The organism is Enterobacteriaceae endosymbiont of Donacia tomentosa, from assembly GCF_012571135.1.
In the GTDB taxonomy this organism is placed as follows: domain Bacteria; phylum Pseudomonadota; class Gammaproteobacteria; order Enterobacterales; family Enterobacteriaceae.
In genome coordinates this window covers 98550-117977 of sequence record NZ_CP046216.1, presented here as the reverse complement: position 1 = coordinate 117977, position 19428 = coordinate 98550, and the positions used below count along the sequence as shown (strand labels likewise).

18 protein-coding genes and 1 tRNA gene are annotated in these 19428 nt (G+C 21.1%); 9 read left to right on the top strand and 10 right to left on the bottom strand.

Annotated features, from left to right (window positions below; translation table 11 throughout):
• The first annotated feature begins 52 nt into the window (after positions 1 to 52).
• Positions 53 to 1405, top strand: coding sequence for an MATE family efflux transporter (locus tag GJT88_RS00580; RefSeq protein WP_168895019.1), 1353 nt, complete (start codon positions 53 to 55; stop codon positions 1403 to 1405).
• A gap of 41 nt (positions 1406 to 1446) precedes the next feature.
• Positions 1447 to 1519, top strand: a tRNA-Ser gene (locus tag GJT88_RS00575).
• A gap of 119 nt (positions 1520 to 1638) precedes the next feature.
• Here GJT88_RS00575 and tyrS read toward each other — a convergent pair.
• From tyrS to prfA, 10 genes are all read right to left on the bottom strand, one after another.
• Entirely contained in the window at positions 1639 to 2925 is a 1287-nt protein-coding gene (gene tyrS, locus GJT88_RS00570) for a tyrosine--tRNA ligase (RefSeq protein WP_168895018.1), read from the bottom strand.
• A gap of 22 nt (positions 2926 to 2947) precedes the next feature.
• Positions 2948 to 3568, bottom strand: coding sequence for a riboflavin synthase (locus tag GJT88_RS00565; RefSeq protein ID WP_168895017.1), 621 nt, complete (start codon positions 3566 to 3568; stop codon positions 2948 to 2950).
• A 98-nt stretch (positions 3569 to 3666) separates the two neighbouring features.
• Positions 3667 to 6147, bottom strand: coding sequence for a phenylalanine--tRNA ligase subunit beta (gene pheT, locus GJT88_RS00560; RefSeq protein ID WP_168895016.1), 2481 nt, complete (start codon positions 6145 to 6147; stop codon positions 3667 to 3669).
• Complete coding sequence (gene pheS, locus GJT88_RS00555) at positions 6144 to 7145, bottom strand: phenylalanine--tRNA ligase subunit alpha (protein WP_168895015.1); 1002 nt, start codon at positions 7143 to 7145, stop codon at positions 6144 to 6146. The genes pheT and pheS overlap by 4 nt, the downstream gene beginning before the upstream one ends.
• Positions 7146 to 7248: 103 nt before the next feature.
• Entirely contained in the window at positions 7249 to 7596 is a 348-nt protein-coding gene (gene rplT / locus GJT88_RS00550) for a 50S ribosomal protein L20 (protein ID WP_168895014.1), read from the bottom strand.
• Positions 7597 to 7640: 44 nt separating this feature from the next.
• The gene (gene rpmI / locus GJT88_RS00545) at positions 7641 to 7838 is read right to left on the bottom strand and encodes a 50S ribosomal protein L35 (RefSeq protein ID WP_168895327.1); all 198 of its coding nucleotides are present in this window, start codon (positions 7836 to 7838) and stop codon (positions 7641 to 7643) included.
• Between the two features lie 67 nt (positions 7839 to 7905).
• Positions 7906 to 8454 (bottom strand): translation initiation factor IF-3, encoded by a 549-nt coding sequence (gene infC, locus GJT88_RS00540; RefSeq protein WP_168895326.1) that lies wholly within the window; start codon positions 8452 to 8454, stop codon positions 7906 to 7908.
• A gap of 3 nt (positions 8455 to 8457) precedes the next feature.
• Positions 8458 to 9750: a threonine--tRNA ligase gene (thrS, locus tag GJT88_RS00535; RefSeq protein WP_168895013.1), complete on the bottom strand. Its 1293-nt coding sequence runs from the start codon at positions 9748 to 9750 to the stop codon at positions 8458 to 8460.
• 120 nt (positions 9751 to 9870) lie between these two features.
• On the bottom strand, positions 9871 to 10713 hold the full coding sequence (gene prmC / locus GJT88_RS00530) for a peptide chain release factor N(5)-glutamine methyltransferase (protein ID WP_168895012.1): 843 nt from the start codon (positions 10711 to 10713) through the stop codon (positions 9871 to 9873).
• A gap of 3 nt (positions 10714 to 10716) precedes the next feature.
• Complete coding sequence (prfA, locus tag GJT88_RS00525; RefSeq protein ID WP_168895011.1) at positions 10717 to 11796, bottom strand: peptide chain release factor 1; 1080 nt, start codon at positions 11794 to 11796, stop codon at positions 10717 to 10719.
• Positions 11797 to 12001: 205 nt separating this feature from the next.
• Between prfA and GJT88_RS00520 the strand changes: the two genes are divergently transcribed.
• From GJT88_RS00520 to trpCF, 7 genes are all read left to right on the top strand, one after another.
• Positions 12002 to 12943 (top strand): ribose-phosphate pyrophosphokinase, encoded by a 942-nt coding sequence (locus GJT88_RS00520; protein ID WP_168895325.1) that lies wholly within the window; start codon positions 12002 to 12004, stop codon positions 12941 to 12943.
• Between the two features lie 20 nt (positions 12944 to 12963).
• Complete coding sequence (gene pth, locus GJT88_RS00515) at positions 12964 to 13554, top strand: aminoacyl-tRNA hydrolase (RefSeq protein ID WP_211080583.1); 591 nt, start codon at positions 12964 to 12966, stop codon at positions 13552 to 13554.
• Between the two features lie 7 nt (positions 13555 to 13561).
• A complete protein-coding gene (gene ychF, locus GJT88_RS00510) occupies positions 13562 to 14596 on the top strand; it encodes a redox-regulated ATPase YchF (RefSeq protein WP_168895010.1) in 1035 nt (344 codons plus the stop codon).
• 242 nt (positions 14597 to 14838) lie between these two features.
• Positions 14839 to 16392, top strand: a complete 1554-nt coding sequence (locus tag GJT88_RS00505) for an anthranilate synthase component 1 (RefSeq protein ID WP_168895009.1) — start codon at positions 14839 to 14841, stop codon at positions 16390 to 16392.
• A 14-nt stretch (positions 16393 to 16406) separates the two neighbouring features.
• Positions 16407 to 16985 (top strand): glutamine amidotransferase-related protein, encoded by a 579-nt coding sequence (locus GJT88_RS00500; RefSeq protein ID WP_168895008.1) that lies wholly within the window; start codon positions 16407 to 16409, stop codon positions 16983 to 16985.
• Positions 16986 to 17009: 24 nt separating this feature from the next.
• Entirely contained in the window at positions 17010 to 18041 is a 1032-nt protein-coding gene (gene trpD, locus GJT88_RS00495) for an anthranilate phosphoribosyltransferase (protein WP_168895007.1), read from the top strand.
• Entirely contained in the window at positions 18031 to 19422 is a 1392-nt protein-coding gene (gene trpCF, locus GJT88_RS00490; RefSeq protein WP_168895006.1) for a bifunctional indole-3-glycerol-phosphate synthase TrpC/phosphoribosylanthranilate isomerase TrpF, read from the top strand. Before trpD ends, trpCF begins: the two co-directional genes overlap by 11 nt.
• The last annotated feature ends 6 nt before the right edge of the window (positions 19423 to 19428 follow it).

Genomic DNA, 19428 nt, shown 5'->3' with positions numbered 1-19428 from the left:
ATAATAAAATAGTATTTTTATAAAAAGTATTAAAATAAAAAAAAGGATATATGTGCATAAATATTTCATAGAAATTAAAAAATTATTTAGAATTGCTATTCCGATTCTTTTTACACAAATAGTATATATTTTAATAGGATTAGTTAATATAGTGATGTCAGGTCATTTTAGTAAGATAGATGCAGTTGTAATATCAATGGGTACATCAATATGGTTACCAATAATATTATTTAGTCATGGGATATTATTACCTTTAATTCCTCTTATTTCTGAATTTAACGTAATTAATAACAAAAAAAATATAAATGAATATATAAAACAAGCATATGTATTAACCATAATTATGTCTTCTATTACAATGTTTGTTTTACATGAAATAACTTATTTAATTCCATTATTTATAAATAAAAACTTATATTTAGTTACAAAACTAAAGTTATACTTAAATATTATTTTATATAGTATCCCAGGATATTTATTTTTACAAATCTTACGTTGTGTTTGTGAAAGTTTATTATTAATTTCATTAGAAATGATGATTAGTTTTTTAGGAATTTTATTATATGTACCAATAAATTATATTTTTACATATGGATATAATTTAGTGCCTCAATTTGGAAGCATAGGATGTGCTATATCTACTGTCTTAATATATTGGATTATGTTCTTTTTAACTGGAATTTTACTTTCAAAATCTACATATTCTAAAAAAATTAAAGTTTTTAATATTTTTAACAAACCTAATATTAAAATTTTAACTAAATTATTTAAATTAGGGATACCTATCGGGTTAACTATTTTTTTTGAAATTACACTTTTTACTATAGTTGCCTTACTCATATCAAATATGAGTATAGAAGAAGCTATTAGTCATCAAATAAGTATAAGTTTTAGTTCATTAATTTTTGTAATCCCATTTTCTTTAAGTATTGCTACTACAATTAGAATTGGATATTATCTTGGTTTAGGTTTAAAAAATAAGGCAAAATTTGTTAGTTGGATTGCACAATTGATAGGAATAATAATATCTTTTTTTATATGTTTTATAAGTATAATTTTTAGAAAACAAATTGCTGCAATATATAATTTAAATCTAGATATTATTAATATATCTTCATATTTAATTCTATTGGTATCTATTTACCAGGTATCTGATTCTATTCAAATTATAGGATGTGGTATTTTAAAAGGGTATCAAGATACCAAATCTATTTTTTTTATTACATTTTTTTCTTACTGGATTTTAGGTTTACCCATTGGATATATTTTATCAATTACTGATTGGATATCATCACCTATGGGACCAGCAGGTTTTTGGATAGGTTTTATTATAGGATTTACAATTGCTGCAATATTGACCGTAATGCGTATTATCCATATACAAAAAAAAGATATGCTGTTATAATCAAAACTTAATAGTTAAGATAAGATTATTAATTATCATATGCGTTCTTAGCTCAGTAGGTAGAGTATCATTATGACATAATGAGGGTCAGAGGTTCAAATCCTCTAGAACGCATAAATATTATGAAATCTAATTTTAATTTCTTAACATTGGAGATGTAAGACTTTTTTTTTAATTCCATATTTTCCAAAAAAATTATTACAATATATAAGTATAATTCATACTTATTTTTCTTATTTCCAAAAAATTAAACAAAAAGTTTTTTTCCCCTTACGTAATAAGGTAAAATGGTTAAATTTTTTATAATTATTTGTACAAATAAATAAAGGATCAGATATATTTTTACTATTAATATATACTGCATTAGATTTTATTATAGTAAATGCTTGAGTGCGAGAAGGTGCTAACTTACTTAATACTAAAATATCTTGTAAAGTATAATCTTTTTTTTCTAAATTAATAGAATTTATATTTTTTAATAAGAAATTAAAATCATTTTGTGATAAATTATCTATTTTTTGAAAAAACAGTAAACTAGTTATTTTTTGAGAAATTAATAATAATTTTTTACCATGAGTAATTTGAGTAATATATTTAGCTAATATATATTGAGCGCTATCTGTTTTTATTTTATTATTTTTTTTTTTGATATCATCAATTATTTTTTTTTCATAATTAGTAAACATATTTAAAAAATTAAATACAGTAGAATCAGGTGTATTTAACCAAAATTGGAAAAAATCATATGGACTAGTTTTTTTTTCGTCTAACCATATTGTTTGGTTTTCTGTTTTTCCAAATTTTGTTCCATCATTTTTAATAACTAAGTTAGTTGTTATACCAAATACTTTTTTTTGATAAATTTTTTTTATAAGATCTATTCCAGATATAATATGTCCCCATTGATCTGATCCTCCAATTTGGAGTATCACGTCAAAATTTTTGTTTAAATAAGCAAAATCATAAGATTGTAATAAATTATAAGAAAATTCAGTAAAAGATATTCCTTGAATATTTTTTTCATTAGTCATCCTTTTTTTTATAAAATCTTTATTTAGCATTTGATTAATATAAAAATAACGACCTATTTTATTTAAAAAAAATAAGATATCCATTTTTTTAAACCATTCATAATTATTTATTATGACAGCACTATTTATTCCACAATTAAAATCCAAAAAATTTTGCAATTGTAAACTAATTTTTTTAAACCATTTATTAATAGTATTTATCGGGATAATTTTTCTTTCTTGTAATTTAAAACTAGGATCTCCAATTAAACTAGTAGCACCTCCTAGTAAAATTATTGGTTTGTGTCCTAAATTTTGAAAATATTTTAATGTAATTAATGGTATAAGATGTCCTATATGTAGGCTATCAGCTGTTAGGTCAAAACCACAATAAAGATTAATTTTTTTTTTTTCTAAAATTTTATATAATTTATTTTTATTAGTTATTTGATATAAAATATTCCGATCTTCTAGTTTTTTTATGATATCTATTGTTTTTTTTTTAAACATCTATAATCCTTTTAAAATATTTTTAAGTATATTTGTTATTATTTTTATGTAATATTTTAACAGTTTCAATTATAGTTTTTGTATAGAAATCAACTTCAAGATTTACATCATCATTTATTTTTTTTTTTGATAAAGTTGTTTTTAATAATGTTTCTGGTATTATATTAACACTAAATTTATTTGTTAACTTTTTATCTATTGTTAGACTAACACCATCTATACATATAGATCCTTTTTCTAAAATATAATTCATTAAATGCATATCATATGGTTTAATCCATAAAATTCGATAATAAATATAATTCCTAATTTTATTAATTATAGCAATACCAGTAATATGTCCTGTAACTATATGTCCACCGATAAAATCTTGTATTTTTAATGGTTTTTCTAAATTTAAATAATCTCCAATTTTTACTTTTTTAAAAGTAGTAATATTTAATGTATTTATTATTATGTTAAAAACAAGAATATTTTTATATAAATTGGTAATAGTTAAACAACAACCATTACTTGAAATAGATTGTCCTATATTTAAATCAGCTAAAAAATATTTTGATGTTCTTATAAAAAGAAAATAAATATTTTTTTTTATTATTATATTATGTACTCTACCTATAGATTTAATAATTCCAGTAAACATTTTTTTACTCTAAAATAGATTCTTTATTTTTTTAAAATTTTAGATATTTATATAATTTTAAGTTAAGAACTTATCCTTAAAAAAACAAATACCAATTTTTATATAAATTTATATTTTTGATCTCTTAAGATAATTTTAAATTTAGATTTTAATTTATCTATACATTTGTATAAAATATTATTTATTTCTTCTTCGTTTAATGTTTTTAATTTATTTTGTATAAATAAACTTATTGTAATACTTTTATATTCTGTTGGGATATTAGATCCTGTGTATATATCAAATAATTTTATTTTTATTATTTCTTTTATTTTTAAATTATTAATTTCATTTAAAATATCTACAAAACGAATATTATTACTAATAATTAAAGAAATTTCTCTACGATTTATTGGGTAATTAGGAATTTCTTTGATTTTTAAAAAATTATTAGTGGTAATTTTATCACAAAATAACTCAAAAAAAAATGTATCGTTAGAAATATTAAAATGATTAATTACGATATTACTAAGCATTCCAATATAACCAATTAAAATATTATTTAAATATATTATTGCGCTTTTATAAGGATTAAATATTTCTTTGTTATTATCATTATTTTGAGGACAAAATTTTATTGTATTTTTTTCATTAAAAGGATTTAAGATAGATTCTATATCACCTTTTATATCATAAAAATCTACTTTTTTATTTTTTAAATCCCAATGATTTTCGTATAAATTTCCATTTATTATTCCTCCTAATGTTAATTTCTGAGATATTCCTAATTTTTTTCTTAAATTTTTATGAAAACATAATCCATATTCAAAAAAACGTAAATTTTTTTGTTGTCGATTTTGATTATAAACAATATTTTTTATTAATCCATAAAATAGAGAATTACGCATTACAGACATTTCTGTTGTAATGGGATTATTAATTTTTATAGATTCTATTGTAGGATAGAATTTAGATTGAATTTTAGGATTAATAAAACTATAATTTATAACTTCATTATATCCTTTATTAATTAAAATATTTTTAATTTTCTTTATATTAAATTTAATATATTTTGTTTCCAATATATTTTCTTCATCTAAATTATTACAAATTAAATATATATTGCTTTTATTTTTGTTAGGAATTTTATTGTAATCATACACACGTATGATTTCTTCTATTAAATCTTCTTCACAATGAATATCTTGTCGCCAACTAGGTATTTTTACATCACAACTATACACTATCTGTTTTGAAATTAAAAAACCTAATCTAGTTAAGATATCAATAATATTTTTTGGTAAAATTTTAAAACCTAGGATTTTATTTACTTTTTGATATTTCAATTGTATTTTTTTATTTATATAATTAATATTCTTTATATTAAAAGAATTAATTTTACTAATATTACCTCCAAATATTTGTAGTAATAAATTCATTGTCCTAATTAAAACTTGGTTTTGCATTAATGGGTCTAAATATTTTTCATACATATAAGAAAAATTATGAAATTTATTATATTTATTAGATATTTTTTGTTGTATATATTTTTTATTTAAAAGTAAACATTCTATTAAAATATTTTCCGTTTTTATATTAGTTAAAATATATTTATTTTGTACTAAACCAGGGATAGACAAAATTTTGTTTTTATCAAAAATTGTTAATAAACAATTATTTTTAAAATTAATTTTTTGATTTTTACTATTAATAATAAAAAATGTATTTTTTTTACCATTTTTAATATAAACATCTCCTTCAATTTTATTAAGATCATAAAATTGTATAGGATATCCTAATTCTAAAAATATATAGTTTTTAATATTCAGCAATGGATTTTTAGTCGAAATTGTAAAATTCGAATGTAACAATCTTTCTATAATTATATTTGGAATTTTTTGATTAAGATTAATATTTTTTATTATGCTATATTTATAATTATGCAATATATTTTCAATATCTTTATCAAAATTAATATTAATTTTGTATTTTTTTTGTTCTTTCAGCAAGGTATTCTTATAAGGAAATTTAAAATGAATATTTTTTATTGACGCTAAATCTCTAGTAATACCTAGAATACTTAAACAATCTGGTCTATTAAAAGGTATATTAATCGATAATATTTTATCAATTAAAAATTGGTTTGCATCTATACCATTTAATACATTTCTAGGTACTTTTATTATACTGTCTTGAATAAAATCAAAATTTTCTAAAGTAAATATTCTTTGTGAACATAATAATCCATCAGATTTAAACAAAAAATTATATTTAGGAATTTTAATAAATTTTTGATATAAAAAAGATTTTTTTGTAGCTATAATGACTTTTATTTTACATTTTACTTTTAAAAAAGATAATATATTTAGTAATTTTTCTCTATGAATATCTATTATTAATTTATATATTTTAGGATTTTTTTTATATAAAGAGTAATAAACTACCTCACCAACATATATATTATCATATTTTTTTTTTATATGCGCAGTATCAACTTTTTCTACTTCAAATCCTAACATAGTCAATTTTTCTGATAATGAATAAATATCTTGATTAAAATCTACCCATTCTCGTAACCATGATTCACTAAATTTCATCATATAAAGTTATTTAATTTAAATTGTTGTAAAAAACGTACATCATTTTCAAAAAATAGACGAATATCATTGAGATTATATCTTAACATAGCTAATCTTTCTACACCTAATCCAAAAGCAAATCCAGAATATATAGAAGAATCTAGATTAACATATTTCAAAACATTAGGATGTATCATACCTGCGCCTAAAACTTCTATCCATTTTTTCTTTTTATTCATAATATCTATTTCCAATGAAGGTTCTGTAAAAGGGAAATAAGATGGTCTAAAACGTATTTGACATTTTTTACTAAAAAATGATTTTAAAAATAATAATAAAGTTTCTTTTAAATTAATAAAACTAATTTGTTTATCTATAAATAAACCTTCAATTTGATGAAACATAGGAGTATGATTATGATCATAATCATTACGATACACTTTTCCAGAAGTTAATATGCATATAGGAGGACTAAATTTCTCCATTACTCTAATTTGTACATTAGAGGTTTGTGTACGTAATAAAATATTTTTATTTACCCAAAAAGTATCTTGTTGTGTTCTTGCAGGATGATTCTGTGGAATATTTAATGCATCAAAATTATGAAAAACATCTTCTATCTCATATCCCGCAACTATTTTAAATCCTAATTTTATAAAAAAACTTTCTATTTCATTAATAGTACTATTTAATGGATGTTCAGTACCTAATTCAATTGATTTACCAGGAAGTGATACATCTATTTGTTTTTTTATAAATTGTTTATTAACTTTATTAAATTTTAATTCTTCTAATTTTTTTTTTATTATTAATTTTATTTGTTTTTTTTGATTATTGAGAATAACACTTTTATTTATTCTATCTTTTATATTTAATTTTTTTAATAACAAAAATTGTAAAGTAATATATCCTTTTTTACCTAAATATTTAACTTTTAATAAATTTAGTTCAGTAATATCTTTTACTTTACAAATTTCTTTTTTTACAGTAATTATTATGTTATCATCATTAGATATCATAAGCATCTAAACTCATTTTCTATGAAAGGCACAGCATTATATATTTTACTTACATTAAGAATTAAAAAAATTTTGTAAAAAAAACAAAAATTATTTTCCATAGTTAATTTTGTGTTAGTTGTACTAATTTGGTAAATGATAATTTGTCAGAAGTAGCTATTGTAGCAAGAAGCTTTCTATTTATATCAATATGATTTTGCTTTAACTTATGTATAAAACAACTGTAAGAAAGATGTTCTCTACGTGCAGCTGCATTTATTTTCATGATCCATAACTGACGAAATTTTCTTTTACGTTGACGTCTATCTCTATATGAATATTGCCCTGCTTTTATAACAGCTTGGAAGGCTGATCTATAGGATCTTGATCTTGCACCATAATATCCCTTAGCTTGTTTTATTATTTTTTTATGCCTTGCTTTTGCAGTAACTCCACGTTTTATTCGAACCATATTATTATAACTCCTTTAATATTATTTTATATAAAATTTTATCCTTATAAATACGGTAAACAAGATTTTAATGAATATGCATCTCCCTTTTTAACTATTTTTTTTTGTCTTAAAGAACGTTTGTGTTTTTTTGTCTTTTTTGTTAGTAAATGTCTTAGATTAGCTTGTTTATGTTTAAAATATCCATTACCTGTTTTTTTAAATCTTTTTGCTATACTACGTACTGTTTTAAGTTTTAACATTTTTCTAAAATCCAAAAATTTTAATACAAAAAATGTTGACTGAATTATTGGGAGCAACATCATTACTCTAATTACTATTTTTTTTAGGTACTAATATCATTATCATTTGTCGTCCTTCAATTTTAGAAGGAAATGATTCTACTATTGCTAAATATTCTAAATCGTTCTTTATACGTTCCAACATAGAAAAACCAATTTTAGTATGTACCATTTCTCTACCTCTAAATCTTAAAGTAACTTTTATTTTATCTCCTTTTTTTAAAAAACGAATTAAATTACGCAATTTTACTTGATAATCACTTTTATCAGTTCCTGGTCTAAACTTAATTTCTTTTAAATGAATTATTTTTTGCTTCTTTTTTTGTTCTTTAGATGCTTTATTTTTGGCATACAAAAATTTTCCGTAATTCATAATACGACAAACGGGAGGTTTTGAATTTGGACTTATTTCAACTAAATCAAAACCAACCTTCTGTGATTTTCTTAGAGCTTCTTCTAAGGTAACTATACCAATTTGTTCACCTTGCGGTCCTATTAATCTTACAATCTTACTTTTAATATTTTCGTTAATTCTATTAGGACGTAATGATTGCATTATTTTTTTTCCACTTTTAATATCCTATCTCCCTAATTGATGAATATTATAATTATCGATCTCTTTTTTTACTTTATCAATAATATCATGAATTTTCATAAATCCCAAATTTTTACCAAAACAATCTCTGACTGAAATTACATTATTTTTAACTTCTTTATCTCCACATATTAATATATATGGTATGTGTTGTATACTATATTCTCTTATTTTAAATGATACATTTTTATTTCTTAAGTCAGATTTAATTCTAATTTTATTTTTTTTAATTTTCTTTACTAAAGAAAGAACATAATTAGAATGTTTTTCACTAACATTTAGTATTACTATTTGTAATGGTGCTAACCAAATTGGTAAATATCCATGATACTCTTCAATAATAATACCTATAAATCTTTCTAAAGAACCTAAAATAGCACGATGTATTATTATAGGTATTTCATGTTGATTTTTATCATTAATAAAAAATAAATTCAAACGTTTTGGTAATATAAAATCTAATTGTATAGTACCACACTGCCATTCTCTATTTAAACAATCAAAAAAAGAAAATTCTATTTTAGGACCATAAAAAGCACCTTCACCTTCTTGATATTTAAAATTAATATTTAATTTATTTAGTATATAAGATAAATTCTGCTCCGTTTGATTCCAAATTAAATCATCCCCAATTTTATTATTAGGTCTAGTGGATAATTTTACACAAAATTTTTTAAAACCAAAAACATCGTATATATCATACATCATGCGAATACAATGCTCAATTTCTTGAGCTACTTGATTTTGCATACAAAATATATGAGCGTCATCTTGAGTAAAATTACGTAATCTCATTAACCCTTGTAAAGATCCTGATGATTCATTTCTATGGCAAATACCAAATTCTGCTATTCTTAATGGTAGATTTTTGTATGATTTTATTCCTTGTTGGAAAATTTGTATATGACCAGGACAATTCATAGGTTTGATACAATAATTTTTATTTTCTGAACGGGTTGTAAAAATAGCATCTTTGTAAATTTTCCAATGTCCTGTTTTTTTCCAAATAGAAATATCCGTTATTAGTGGAGTTTTTACTTCAATATAATTATATTCTTGTAATTTTATACGTAAATAATTTTCTAATTCTCGAAAAATAATATAACCATTATCATGCCAAAACACCATGCCAGGAGATTCTTTTTGGAAATGATATAAATCTAATTTTTTACCAATAATTCTATGATCTATTTTTAATAATTTTGGAATATTTAATAAATTGGTTTTTTTCCCCAAATTTTTTTTATTTTGACTTAATAAGTTATTATTTTGTTGCATTTTGTTTTTATAATAGAAATATTATTTGATAATAACAAAAATTCTATATTAAATATATTTTTATATAATTAAAATATTAGTATTTTACTAAAAAGATTTAATTATAATTTTTTATAAAAATTATAATAGTATTTTTTGAGCACATATTACTCTATAATATCCTTGAATATCAGTATATTTAGTAATATTTCTATAATAATTTTTTTTTAATATTTTTTGTACTGTATTCGATTGTTTATAACCATGTTCTAATATAAGCCAACCATAATTATTTAAATATTTTAAAGATTCAGATATAATATAATGAAAATTTGCCAATCCATTGTTGCAAGCAACTAAAGAAGTAATGGGTTCAAATCTTAATTTTTTTTTAAAAAAAAAATATTCTTTATAACTAATATAAGGAGGATTACTTACAATCACATCAAATTTTTTATTCTTTAATTTACTAAACCAATTACTTTTTAAAAAAGTAATATTATTAATCAATAATTTTTTTGCATTATATTTAGCTATATTTAAAATTTTTTTACGAAAATCCACAGCAGTAATATTAAGATTATTAAATCTATTTGCAATAACTAATGCAATTATCCCACTTCCAGTTCCTAAATCTAATATTTTCTGTGTTTTAAAATTAATTTTCTTACATGCAACGTTTACTAATATTTCTGTATCTTGTCTAGGTATTAAAACATTATGTGAAACATAAATTTTTAATGACCAAAATTCACAAAAACCTAATATATAAGCTATAGGCTCTCCTCTAACTCTTCTTTTTAACATTTTTTTTAGAATTTTTAATTGTGTAAAATTTATTTTTTTTTCACTATAACCATAAATCCAAGATTTAGATTTTTTTAAAACAAAGGATAACATAATTACTGATTCTAATTGATATAATTTAATTTCATTTTTTTTTAAAAAATTATAGGAATATTGTAACCATTTATTAATAATCATTATTTATTTTTTTGATATAGCTAATAAAGCATCAGTATTATATTTATGAATAATAGGTTTAATTAAGATATCTAATTCACCATTCATAATTTCATTTAATTTGTAAATTGTTAAATTAATACGATGATCTGTTACTCTTTTTTGAATAAAATTATAAGTTCTATTTCTATCAGAACGTTCTCCAGAACCTAATAACATTTTTTTTTTTAATGCATTATTTTTATTTTTTTTTTTTATTTCCATTTCATTTATTCTAGCAGCTAATACAGCTAAAGCTTTTGCTTTATTTTTATGTTGAGATCTTTCATCTTGACACTCTACGACAATATTTGTAGGTATATGAGTAATACGAATAGCTGAATCTGTTGTATTTACATGTTGTCCACCAGCGCCAGAAGATCTAAACGTATCTATTTTTAAATCTTGAATATTAATTTTTGGGCGTTCTTTTTTTAATAATTCAGGCATCACAGCGATAGTACATGTTGAAGTATGTACTCTACCTTGTGATTCTGTTTCAGGAACTCGCTGAACTCTATGACCACCTGATTCATATTTTAATTTACCATAAGATCCTTTTCCAATAATTTTTAAAATAATTTCTTTATAACCTCCATATTCATTATAATGAATATGGATAATTTTTACTTTCCATTTTTTTGATTCTGAATATCTAATATACATTTTTGATAAATTATTAACAAATATACAAGCTTCATTACCTCCAGAACCTGCCTTAATTTCTAAGAAACAGTTACGATTATTTTCTTCATTTTTTGGTAAGAGCAATATTTTTAATTTATTTTCTATATTTTTTTGTTTCATTTTTATATCGTTTATATCTTCAATAACCATTGAATATATTTCTTTGTCATTTAATAATAATTTATTATTTTTTAATTCTAATTGTAATTTTTTCCATTTTATAAAAAGTTTAATTATATTAGATAATTGTGTATATTCTATAAATAGACTACGTATAGATTCTTGATTATTATATATTTTATAATTATTAAGTTGTTTTTTGATATAATTATATCTTTTATAGAAAAGATTAAGTTTTTTAAACATAGAATGATTCATAAATTACACTTTTTTTTTTAAAAAATTATAAATAAATTATCTTATTTTATATATTTTAAAAAAAATATATATATAATATTATAAATAATATAAGGAAAATTATATATTTTAAATTATTATTTTAATAAGAATTAATATATTAAATATTAATTTTTTAAAAAGAACTTAATTAATATTAAAAATATAGGGTGTATCTGTGTCTAAAATGAAGTTATTTGCTGGTAATGCTATTCCTGAATTAGCAAAAAAAATTGCTGATCATTTATATATAAATTTAGGGAATATATTTGTAGGTAGATTTAGTGATGGCGAAATTTCTGTACAAATAAATGAAAATATACGAGGAGATGATATTTTTATTATTCAATCAACTTGCCATCCTACAAATGATAATTTAATTGAATTAATTATTATGATAGATGCCTTTAAAAGAGCTTCAGCTGGAAGAATTACTGCTGTAATACCTTATTTTGGTTATTCCAGACAAGATCGTCGAGTTCGTTCTGCAAGAGTACCAATTACTGCAAAAGTTATAGCTGATTTCTTATCAAAAGTAGGTGTAGATAGAGTTTTAACAGTAGACTTACACGCTGAACAAATTCAAGGTTTTTTCAATATTCCTGTAGATAATGTATTCAGTAGTTCTATTTTTTTATCAGATATAACAAAAAATGTATTAAATAATCCTGTAATAATATCCCCTGATATAGGGGGGGTAGTACGCGCAAGATCAATAGCAAAAAAATTATTTAATGGAACTGATATAGCAATAATAGATAAAAGAAGACCTCATTCTAATACTACAGAAATTATGAATATTATTGGTGATATTGTACAAAGAGACTGTATTTTAATAGATGATATTATTGATACTGGTAGTACTTTATGTCAAGCTGCTCAAGCATTAAAAGATAATGGTGCTAAGAAAGTTTTTGCTTATGCTACACATCCAATTTTTTCAGGAAATGCTACAAAAAATATTTATAATTCTGTAATAGACGAAATAATTGTATGTGATGGTATACCCCTATCAAAAAAAATACAAGAATTAAAAAATATTAGAGTATTAACTCTGTCATATATGCTTGCAGAAGCAATTAGAAGAATTAGTAATGAAGAATCAATTTCAATAATGTTTGAAAAATAATATGCAAATAGGAAAATTATTTGAATAATATAAAAATGATAGTAGGTTTGGGGAATATAGGTAAAAAATTTATTGGTTCTCGTCATAATATGGGATCTGATTATATTTTAAATTTATCTAAAAAATTTAATGTTAAATTTAAAAAAATTCCAAAATTATTTGGATATTTAAGTGAGATTATTGTTTTTAATAAAAAAATAATTTTGTTAATTCCAGATGCTTTTATAAATAATTCTGGAAAATCTATACATATAGTTTCTCATTTTTATAAAATTGATTTAAATAATATTTTAATTGTTCATGATGAACTCGATTTTTTACCAGGAATAATTAAATTTAAATATGGAGGAAGTAGTGGTGGTCATAATGGTTTAAAAGATATTATTAAAATTTTTAATAGTGAATTCTTTTACAGATTACGTATAGGCATAGGTTATCCAAATAACAAATTAAAAATAAATAATTTTTTACTAAGTAAGCCTACAAAAATAGAACAAAAGAATATTAATTCTATTTTGGAATATAGTATTGATTCTGTTTTAATTTTTATTAAAAATGAAAATTATAATAAAGCCGTAACTTTTTTACATTCTCTTCTTAAAAAAAAATAGGAAAATAATGAGTTTAAAATGTGGTATAATTGGTCTTCCTAATGTGGGAAAATCAACCTTATTTAATATCTTAACAAATTCTAATATAGATGCATTAAATTATCCTTTTTGTACAATAAAACCTAATATTAGTATTGTACCTATACCTGATGAAAGATTATTTATTTTAAATAAATTAGGTAAATCTAAAAAAATTATACAATCTATAATAACTTTTGTAGATATAGCTGGTTTAATTAAAGGGGCTTCGAAAGGAGAAGGATTAGGTAATCAATTTCTATATAATATTGCAGAAGTGGATGCTATTATTCATGTAGTACGTGCTTTTTATGATAAAAAAATATTAAATTTATCATTTAACCCAATTAAAGATGTAGATATCATTAATAATGAATTAATTCAATTTGATATTAATTTATTAAATAAATTAATAAATACTTTATCTAAAAAAAGTAATAAAAATTTAAAAAACTGGGGATATTTATTTTTTATTTGTTTAAAACATTTAAAAAATGGCAAATTATTAAATAATTTAAGTTTTAATTTAACAGAATTAAAGTTTTTAAAAAATTTAAAATTATTAACTATAAAACCAATGATGATTATTACAAATATTAACGAAAATATATCTAGTAATGATATTTTCGTAAAAGAAATAGATCTTCTTTCTAGAAAATATTTAGTTATTAAAATTTGTGTTAAATCTATTTTAAATAATAATCAGTTATTAGACCAGAATAATTATTTAAAAAAAATAATAATATCTAGTTTTAATTTACTAAATTTACATGTTTTTTATACTGTGGGTAAAAAAGAAACTAGATCATGGAGTATATCAAAAGGAACTAAAGCATTAGATGCCGCTAAAAAAATTCATAGTGATATCTATCGGGGTTTTATTAGGGCTAAAATTATTCATTACAAAGATTATATTTTTTATAAAAGTGAAATAAAAGCTAAATTAGCGGGAAAAGTTCAAATAGAAGGAAAAGAGTATATTGTCCAGGATGGAGATATTGTTAATTTTCTTTTTAAAATATAGAAAATATACACTTTTTTAACATTTTTTTTAAAAATATATTTTGCATGACAAATATTTTATATTAAATTTTTTTATTTTTTTATTATTTATTCATTTAGATAAATAAATGAGTTTTAATAAGTTTAAATTATACTAATATGAATATATATGATAAAATAATAAATAATAATACATTTTACATATTAAAAAGAAAATAAAATTGAATAATTACTATTTATTAGTAGTATATTTAAAAATATAATATGAAAAATATAAAACCTAAATTAGAATTAATTAAATCAAAGACCGTTTATAAAAAGAATCCTACAAATTTATTTAGTCAATTATGTGGTAATAAAACTTCTACTCTATTATTAGAATCAGCAGATATTAATAGTAAAAATAATTTAAAAAGTCTGTTAATTATTGATAGTTGTTTAAGAATAATTGCAAATAAAAATATTGTTAATATTCAAGCATTTTCTGAAAATGGTAGTTTATTATTACAGTTATTAGATAAAATTTTACCTAAAATTATTGTAAATAATAAAAAAATAGAAAATCGTGTATTAATTATTCCCATAAACAAAAATCTTCAAGATGAAGATACTCGTCTCAAATCATTATCTATTTTTGATATTTTACGATTTATGTTTCAATTAGTAAAATTACCAAAAAATGAAAATAAAGCAATGTTATTAGGAGGATTATTTTCTTATGATTTAATATATAATTTTGAATCATTACCTAATATTCAACAAGAAAATATATGTCCTGATTATTGTTTTTATTTATCAGAAATATTATTAACAATAGATCATAAGAATAAAATATCTGAACTACAAGGTAGTTTATATGTTCCTTGTCAAAAAGAATTTTACAGATTAAAAAAACGTATTCAAGAAATTAAAAAACAAATATTAATATCTGATAAAATACAAAATAATTTAAAAAATAAATTTTTTACAAAATTATCTTATTCTTGTAATAAAAGTGATATTCAATATTTAAATATAATAAAAAATGTAAAAAATTATATAAATGCTGGAGAAATTTTTCAAATTGTACCTTCTAGAAAATTTTTCATTATATGTAAAAATCCATTATCTTCTTATCATACTTTAAAAAAAATAAATCCTAGTCCATACATGTTTTTTATGCAAGATAAAGAATTTATTTTATTTGGTGCTTCTCCTGAGAGTTCTTTAAAATTTAATGCTATTAATAGACAAGTTGAAATATATCCAATAGCTGGTACTAGAACAAGAGGATATAAAAATGGAATTTTAAATTTAGATTTAGATAGTCGTATTGAATTAGAAATGAGAACTTCCCAAAAAGAAATGGCAGAACATTTGATGTTAGTAGATTTAGCAAGAAATGATTTAGCTAAAATATGTGTTCCTGGGAGTCGATATGTTGCTAAATTAACTAAAGTAGATCGATATGCATATGTAATGCATTTAGTATCTCAAGTAATAGGTACCTTAAAACCTGATTTAGATATTTTACACGCTTATCAAGCTTGTATGAATATGGGAACTTTAACGGGAGCTCCAAAAATACGTGCTATGGAATTAATAGCAAAAATAGAAAATGAAAAAAGAGGAAGTTATGGCGGAGCTATTGGATATTTAACAGCAAATGGGGATCTAGATACATGTATAATAATTCGTTCTGCTTATATTAAAAATAATATTGCTACTATACAAGCAGGGGCCGGGATTATTTTGGATTCTCAACCAAAAGAGGAAGTTAACGAAAGTTTTAATAAAGCTCGTGCAGTTTTATATGCTATAGAAAAAAATAATATTTAATAAGGATTAAATTTATGTCAGACATATTTATTTTAGATAATTTTGATTCTTTTATTTATAATTTAGTAGATCAACTGCGATTTTTAGGACATAAAGTAATGATTTATCGTAATAATTTATCAATAAATTTTTTACTTAATGAGTTAATAAAAATGAAAGATCCTCTTTTATTATTGTCTCCAGGACCAGGATATCCTAAAAATGCAGGTTTTATGTTAGATTTACTAAGGGTTTTAATAGGTAAAATACCTATTATTGGAATATGTTTAGGATATCAAGCTATAGTCAAAATTTATGGTGGACATATTGTAAAAGTAGGAAAAATTTTACATGGTAAATCTTCACCAATTATACATGATAATAAATATATGTTTGCTAGAATAAATAATCCTATGTATGTTGCTAGATATCATTCCTTAATGGTTAATAATATACCTAATATATTTACTATAAATGCTAAATTTAAAAATATGGTTATGGGATTTCGTTATAATAAATATAAAATATGTGGTTTTCAATTTCATCCTGAATCAATTCTTACTCCTAATGGTAATATTTTATTAGAACAAACCATAAAATGGGCTTGTAGTTAGAATGTTAATAGGAAGTAATTAAATATGATTAATATTATTTTAAATAAATTATATGATTCTTGTTGTATTTCTAAAAGTGAAAGTAATTATTTATTTTCTGCTATTTTCAATAAAAAATTAAATAATAGTCAAATTATAGCTGCTTTAATTGCTTTAAAAGTTAAAGGTGAAAGTATGGAAGAAATTATTGGATTAATAAATGCAATTAAAGCTTCTCAAATAAGAAATTTTCCTAAATCTTATTATATAACTACAGATATTGTAGGCACAGGGGGGGATAAACTAAATACTTTAAATATTTCTACTAGTAGTGCTTTTATTGCAGCTGCTTGTGGAATTAAAATTGTTAAACATACTAATTATTATATATCAGGATTATCAGGATCAGCTAATATTTTAGAATTATTAGGTTTTAATCTAAATCAACCAGCAGTAACTTCTAAACAGATACTAGATAAATTTAATCTTTGTTTTTTATTTGCACCAAATTATTATAAATGTTTTAAACAACTTATGCCTATTAGAAAAGAGTTAAAAACAAGAACTATATTAAATATAATAGGGCCTTTAATAAATCCAGCTAAACCAAAAATTATTTTAATTGGTGTATTTAAAAAAAATTTATTAAGTATTATTATTAACATTTTAAAATTACTAAAATATAAAAGAGCTGCAGTTGTTTATTGTAAAGGGATGGATGAAATATCACTACATGATATCACTCATGTTTTTGAATTAAAAAATAATCAGATATTTAATTATAAATTAAAACCAAAACATTTTGGATTAAAATATATTAATGTAAAAGATTTAGAAGGGCAATCTATTAATAATAATACTAAATCTTTAGTACAATTATTAAAAGGACAATGTCAAAATATTAGTTATATACATACTGTCGCTGCTAATGTTGCTTTTTTACTAAAATTACATGGCCAAAATAATTTAATAGAAAATACCAAAATAGTAATCGATATAATAAATAGTGGTATAAGTTACAATTACATTATTAATTTAATTCGGAAAGGATATATAAAAAATAATTATGTATGCTAACAAAAATATTTTAAATACAATAATTACTAATAAAATAACTTGGATACAAGAACAAAAAAAATTTATTTCACTCGAAAAAATAAAAAACAGTGTAAAAAAAACTAAATTAAATTTTTATAAATCTTTAAAAAAAAATTATAATGTATTTATTTTAGAATGTAAAAAGGCATCTCCAGCACAAGGAATAATTTGTAAAAATTTTAATATTATTAAAATAGTTAATGTTTATAAAAATTACGCATCTGCAATTTCAGTTATTACAGATGAAAAATTTTTCCAAGGTAATTTTAATTTTATTCAGAAAATCAAAAAATTAGTACTACAACCAATTTTATGTAAAGATTTTATTATAGATCCTTATCAAATATATTTTGCAAGATATTATGGTGCTGATGCAATATTATTAATATTATCAATAATAAATGATTATGAATATAATATACTATCAAATATAGCTCATAGATTAAATATGGGTGTATTAACTGAAGTAAATAATAAAAATGAGTTAAAAAGAGCTATTAATTTAAATGCAAAAATAATTAGCATTAATAATAGAAATTTAAAAGATTTTTCAGTAAACGTAAATCATACTTTTAATATATTAAAAAAACAGATCCTTCCTAAGGATATAATTTTAATTAGTGCATCAGGAATACATAATAATAAACAAATACGTGATTTAAGTAAATTTGTACATGGTTTTTTAATTGGCTCTGCCATTACATCTCAACAAAATATTTTAGCTAAAGTAAAAAGTTTAATTTTCGGAAAAAATAAAATATGTGGTTTAAAAAATGTTAAAGAAGCTGAGGTAACAAGTAAATATGGTGGTTTTTTTGGGGGACTTATTTTTACTACTAAATCTATTAGATTTATCACATTAGCTAATGCCTTAAAAATAACTTCATACGTAAAAACATTATTTTATGTCGGAGTATTCTATAATAGTACAATAGCAGAAATTATAAAAATATCGAAATCATTATCATTATATGCAGTACAATTACATGGAGATGAAGATCAAAATTTCATAAATATTTTAAGAAAAAAATTATCTAAAAAAACCAAAATTTGGAAAGTTATAAAAATTAGTAACCATATTCCTAAAATTAATTTTTATAATATAGATTTATATGTTTATGATAATTATTTACCAGGTAAAGGGCTATCTTTTAATTGGAAACTTTTGAAGAAAAAAAAAACAAATAATATTTTATTAGCTGGAGGTTTAAATATAGAAAATTGTATTAAAGCAATAAACTTAAATTGTTATGGTTTAGATTTTAATTCAGGTATTGAAAATACTCTTGGTACAAAAGATCTTAAAAAAATAAAAGATATTTTTCAAAAATTACGTAATTATAGAATGATAAGGAATTAATATATA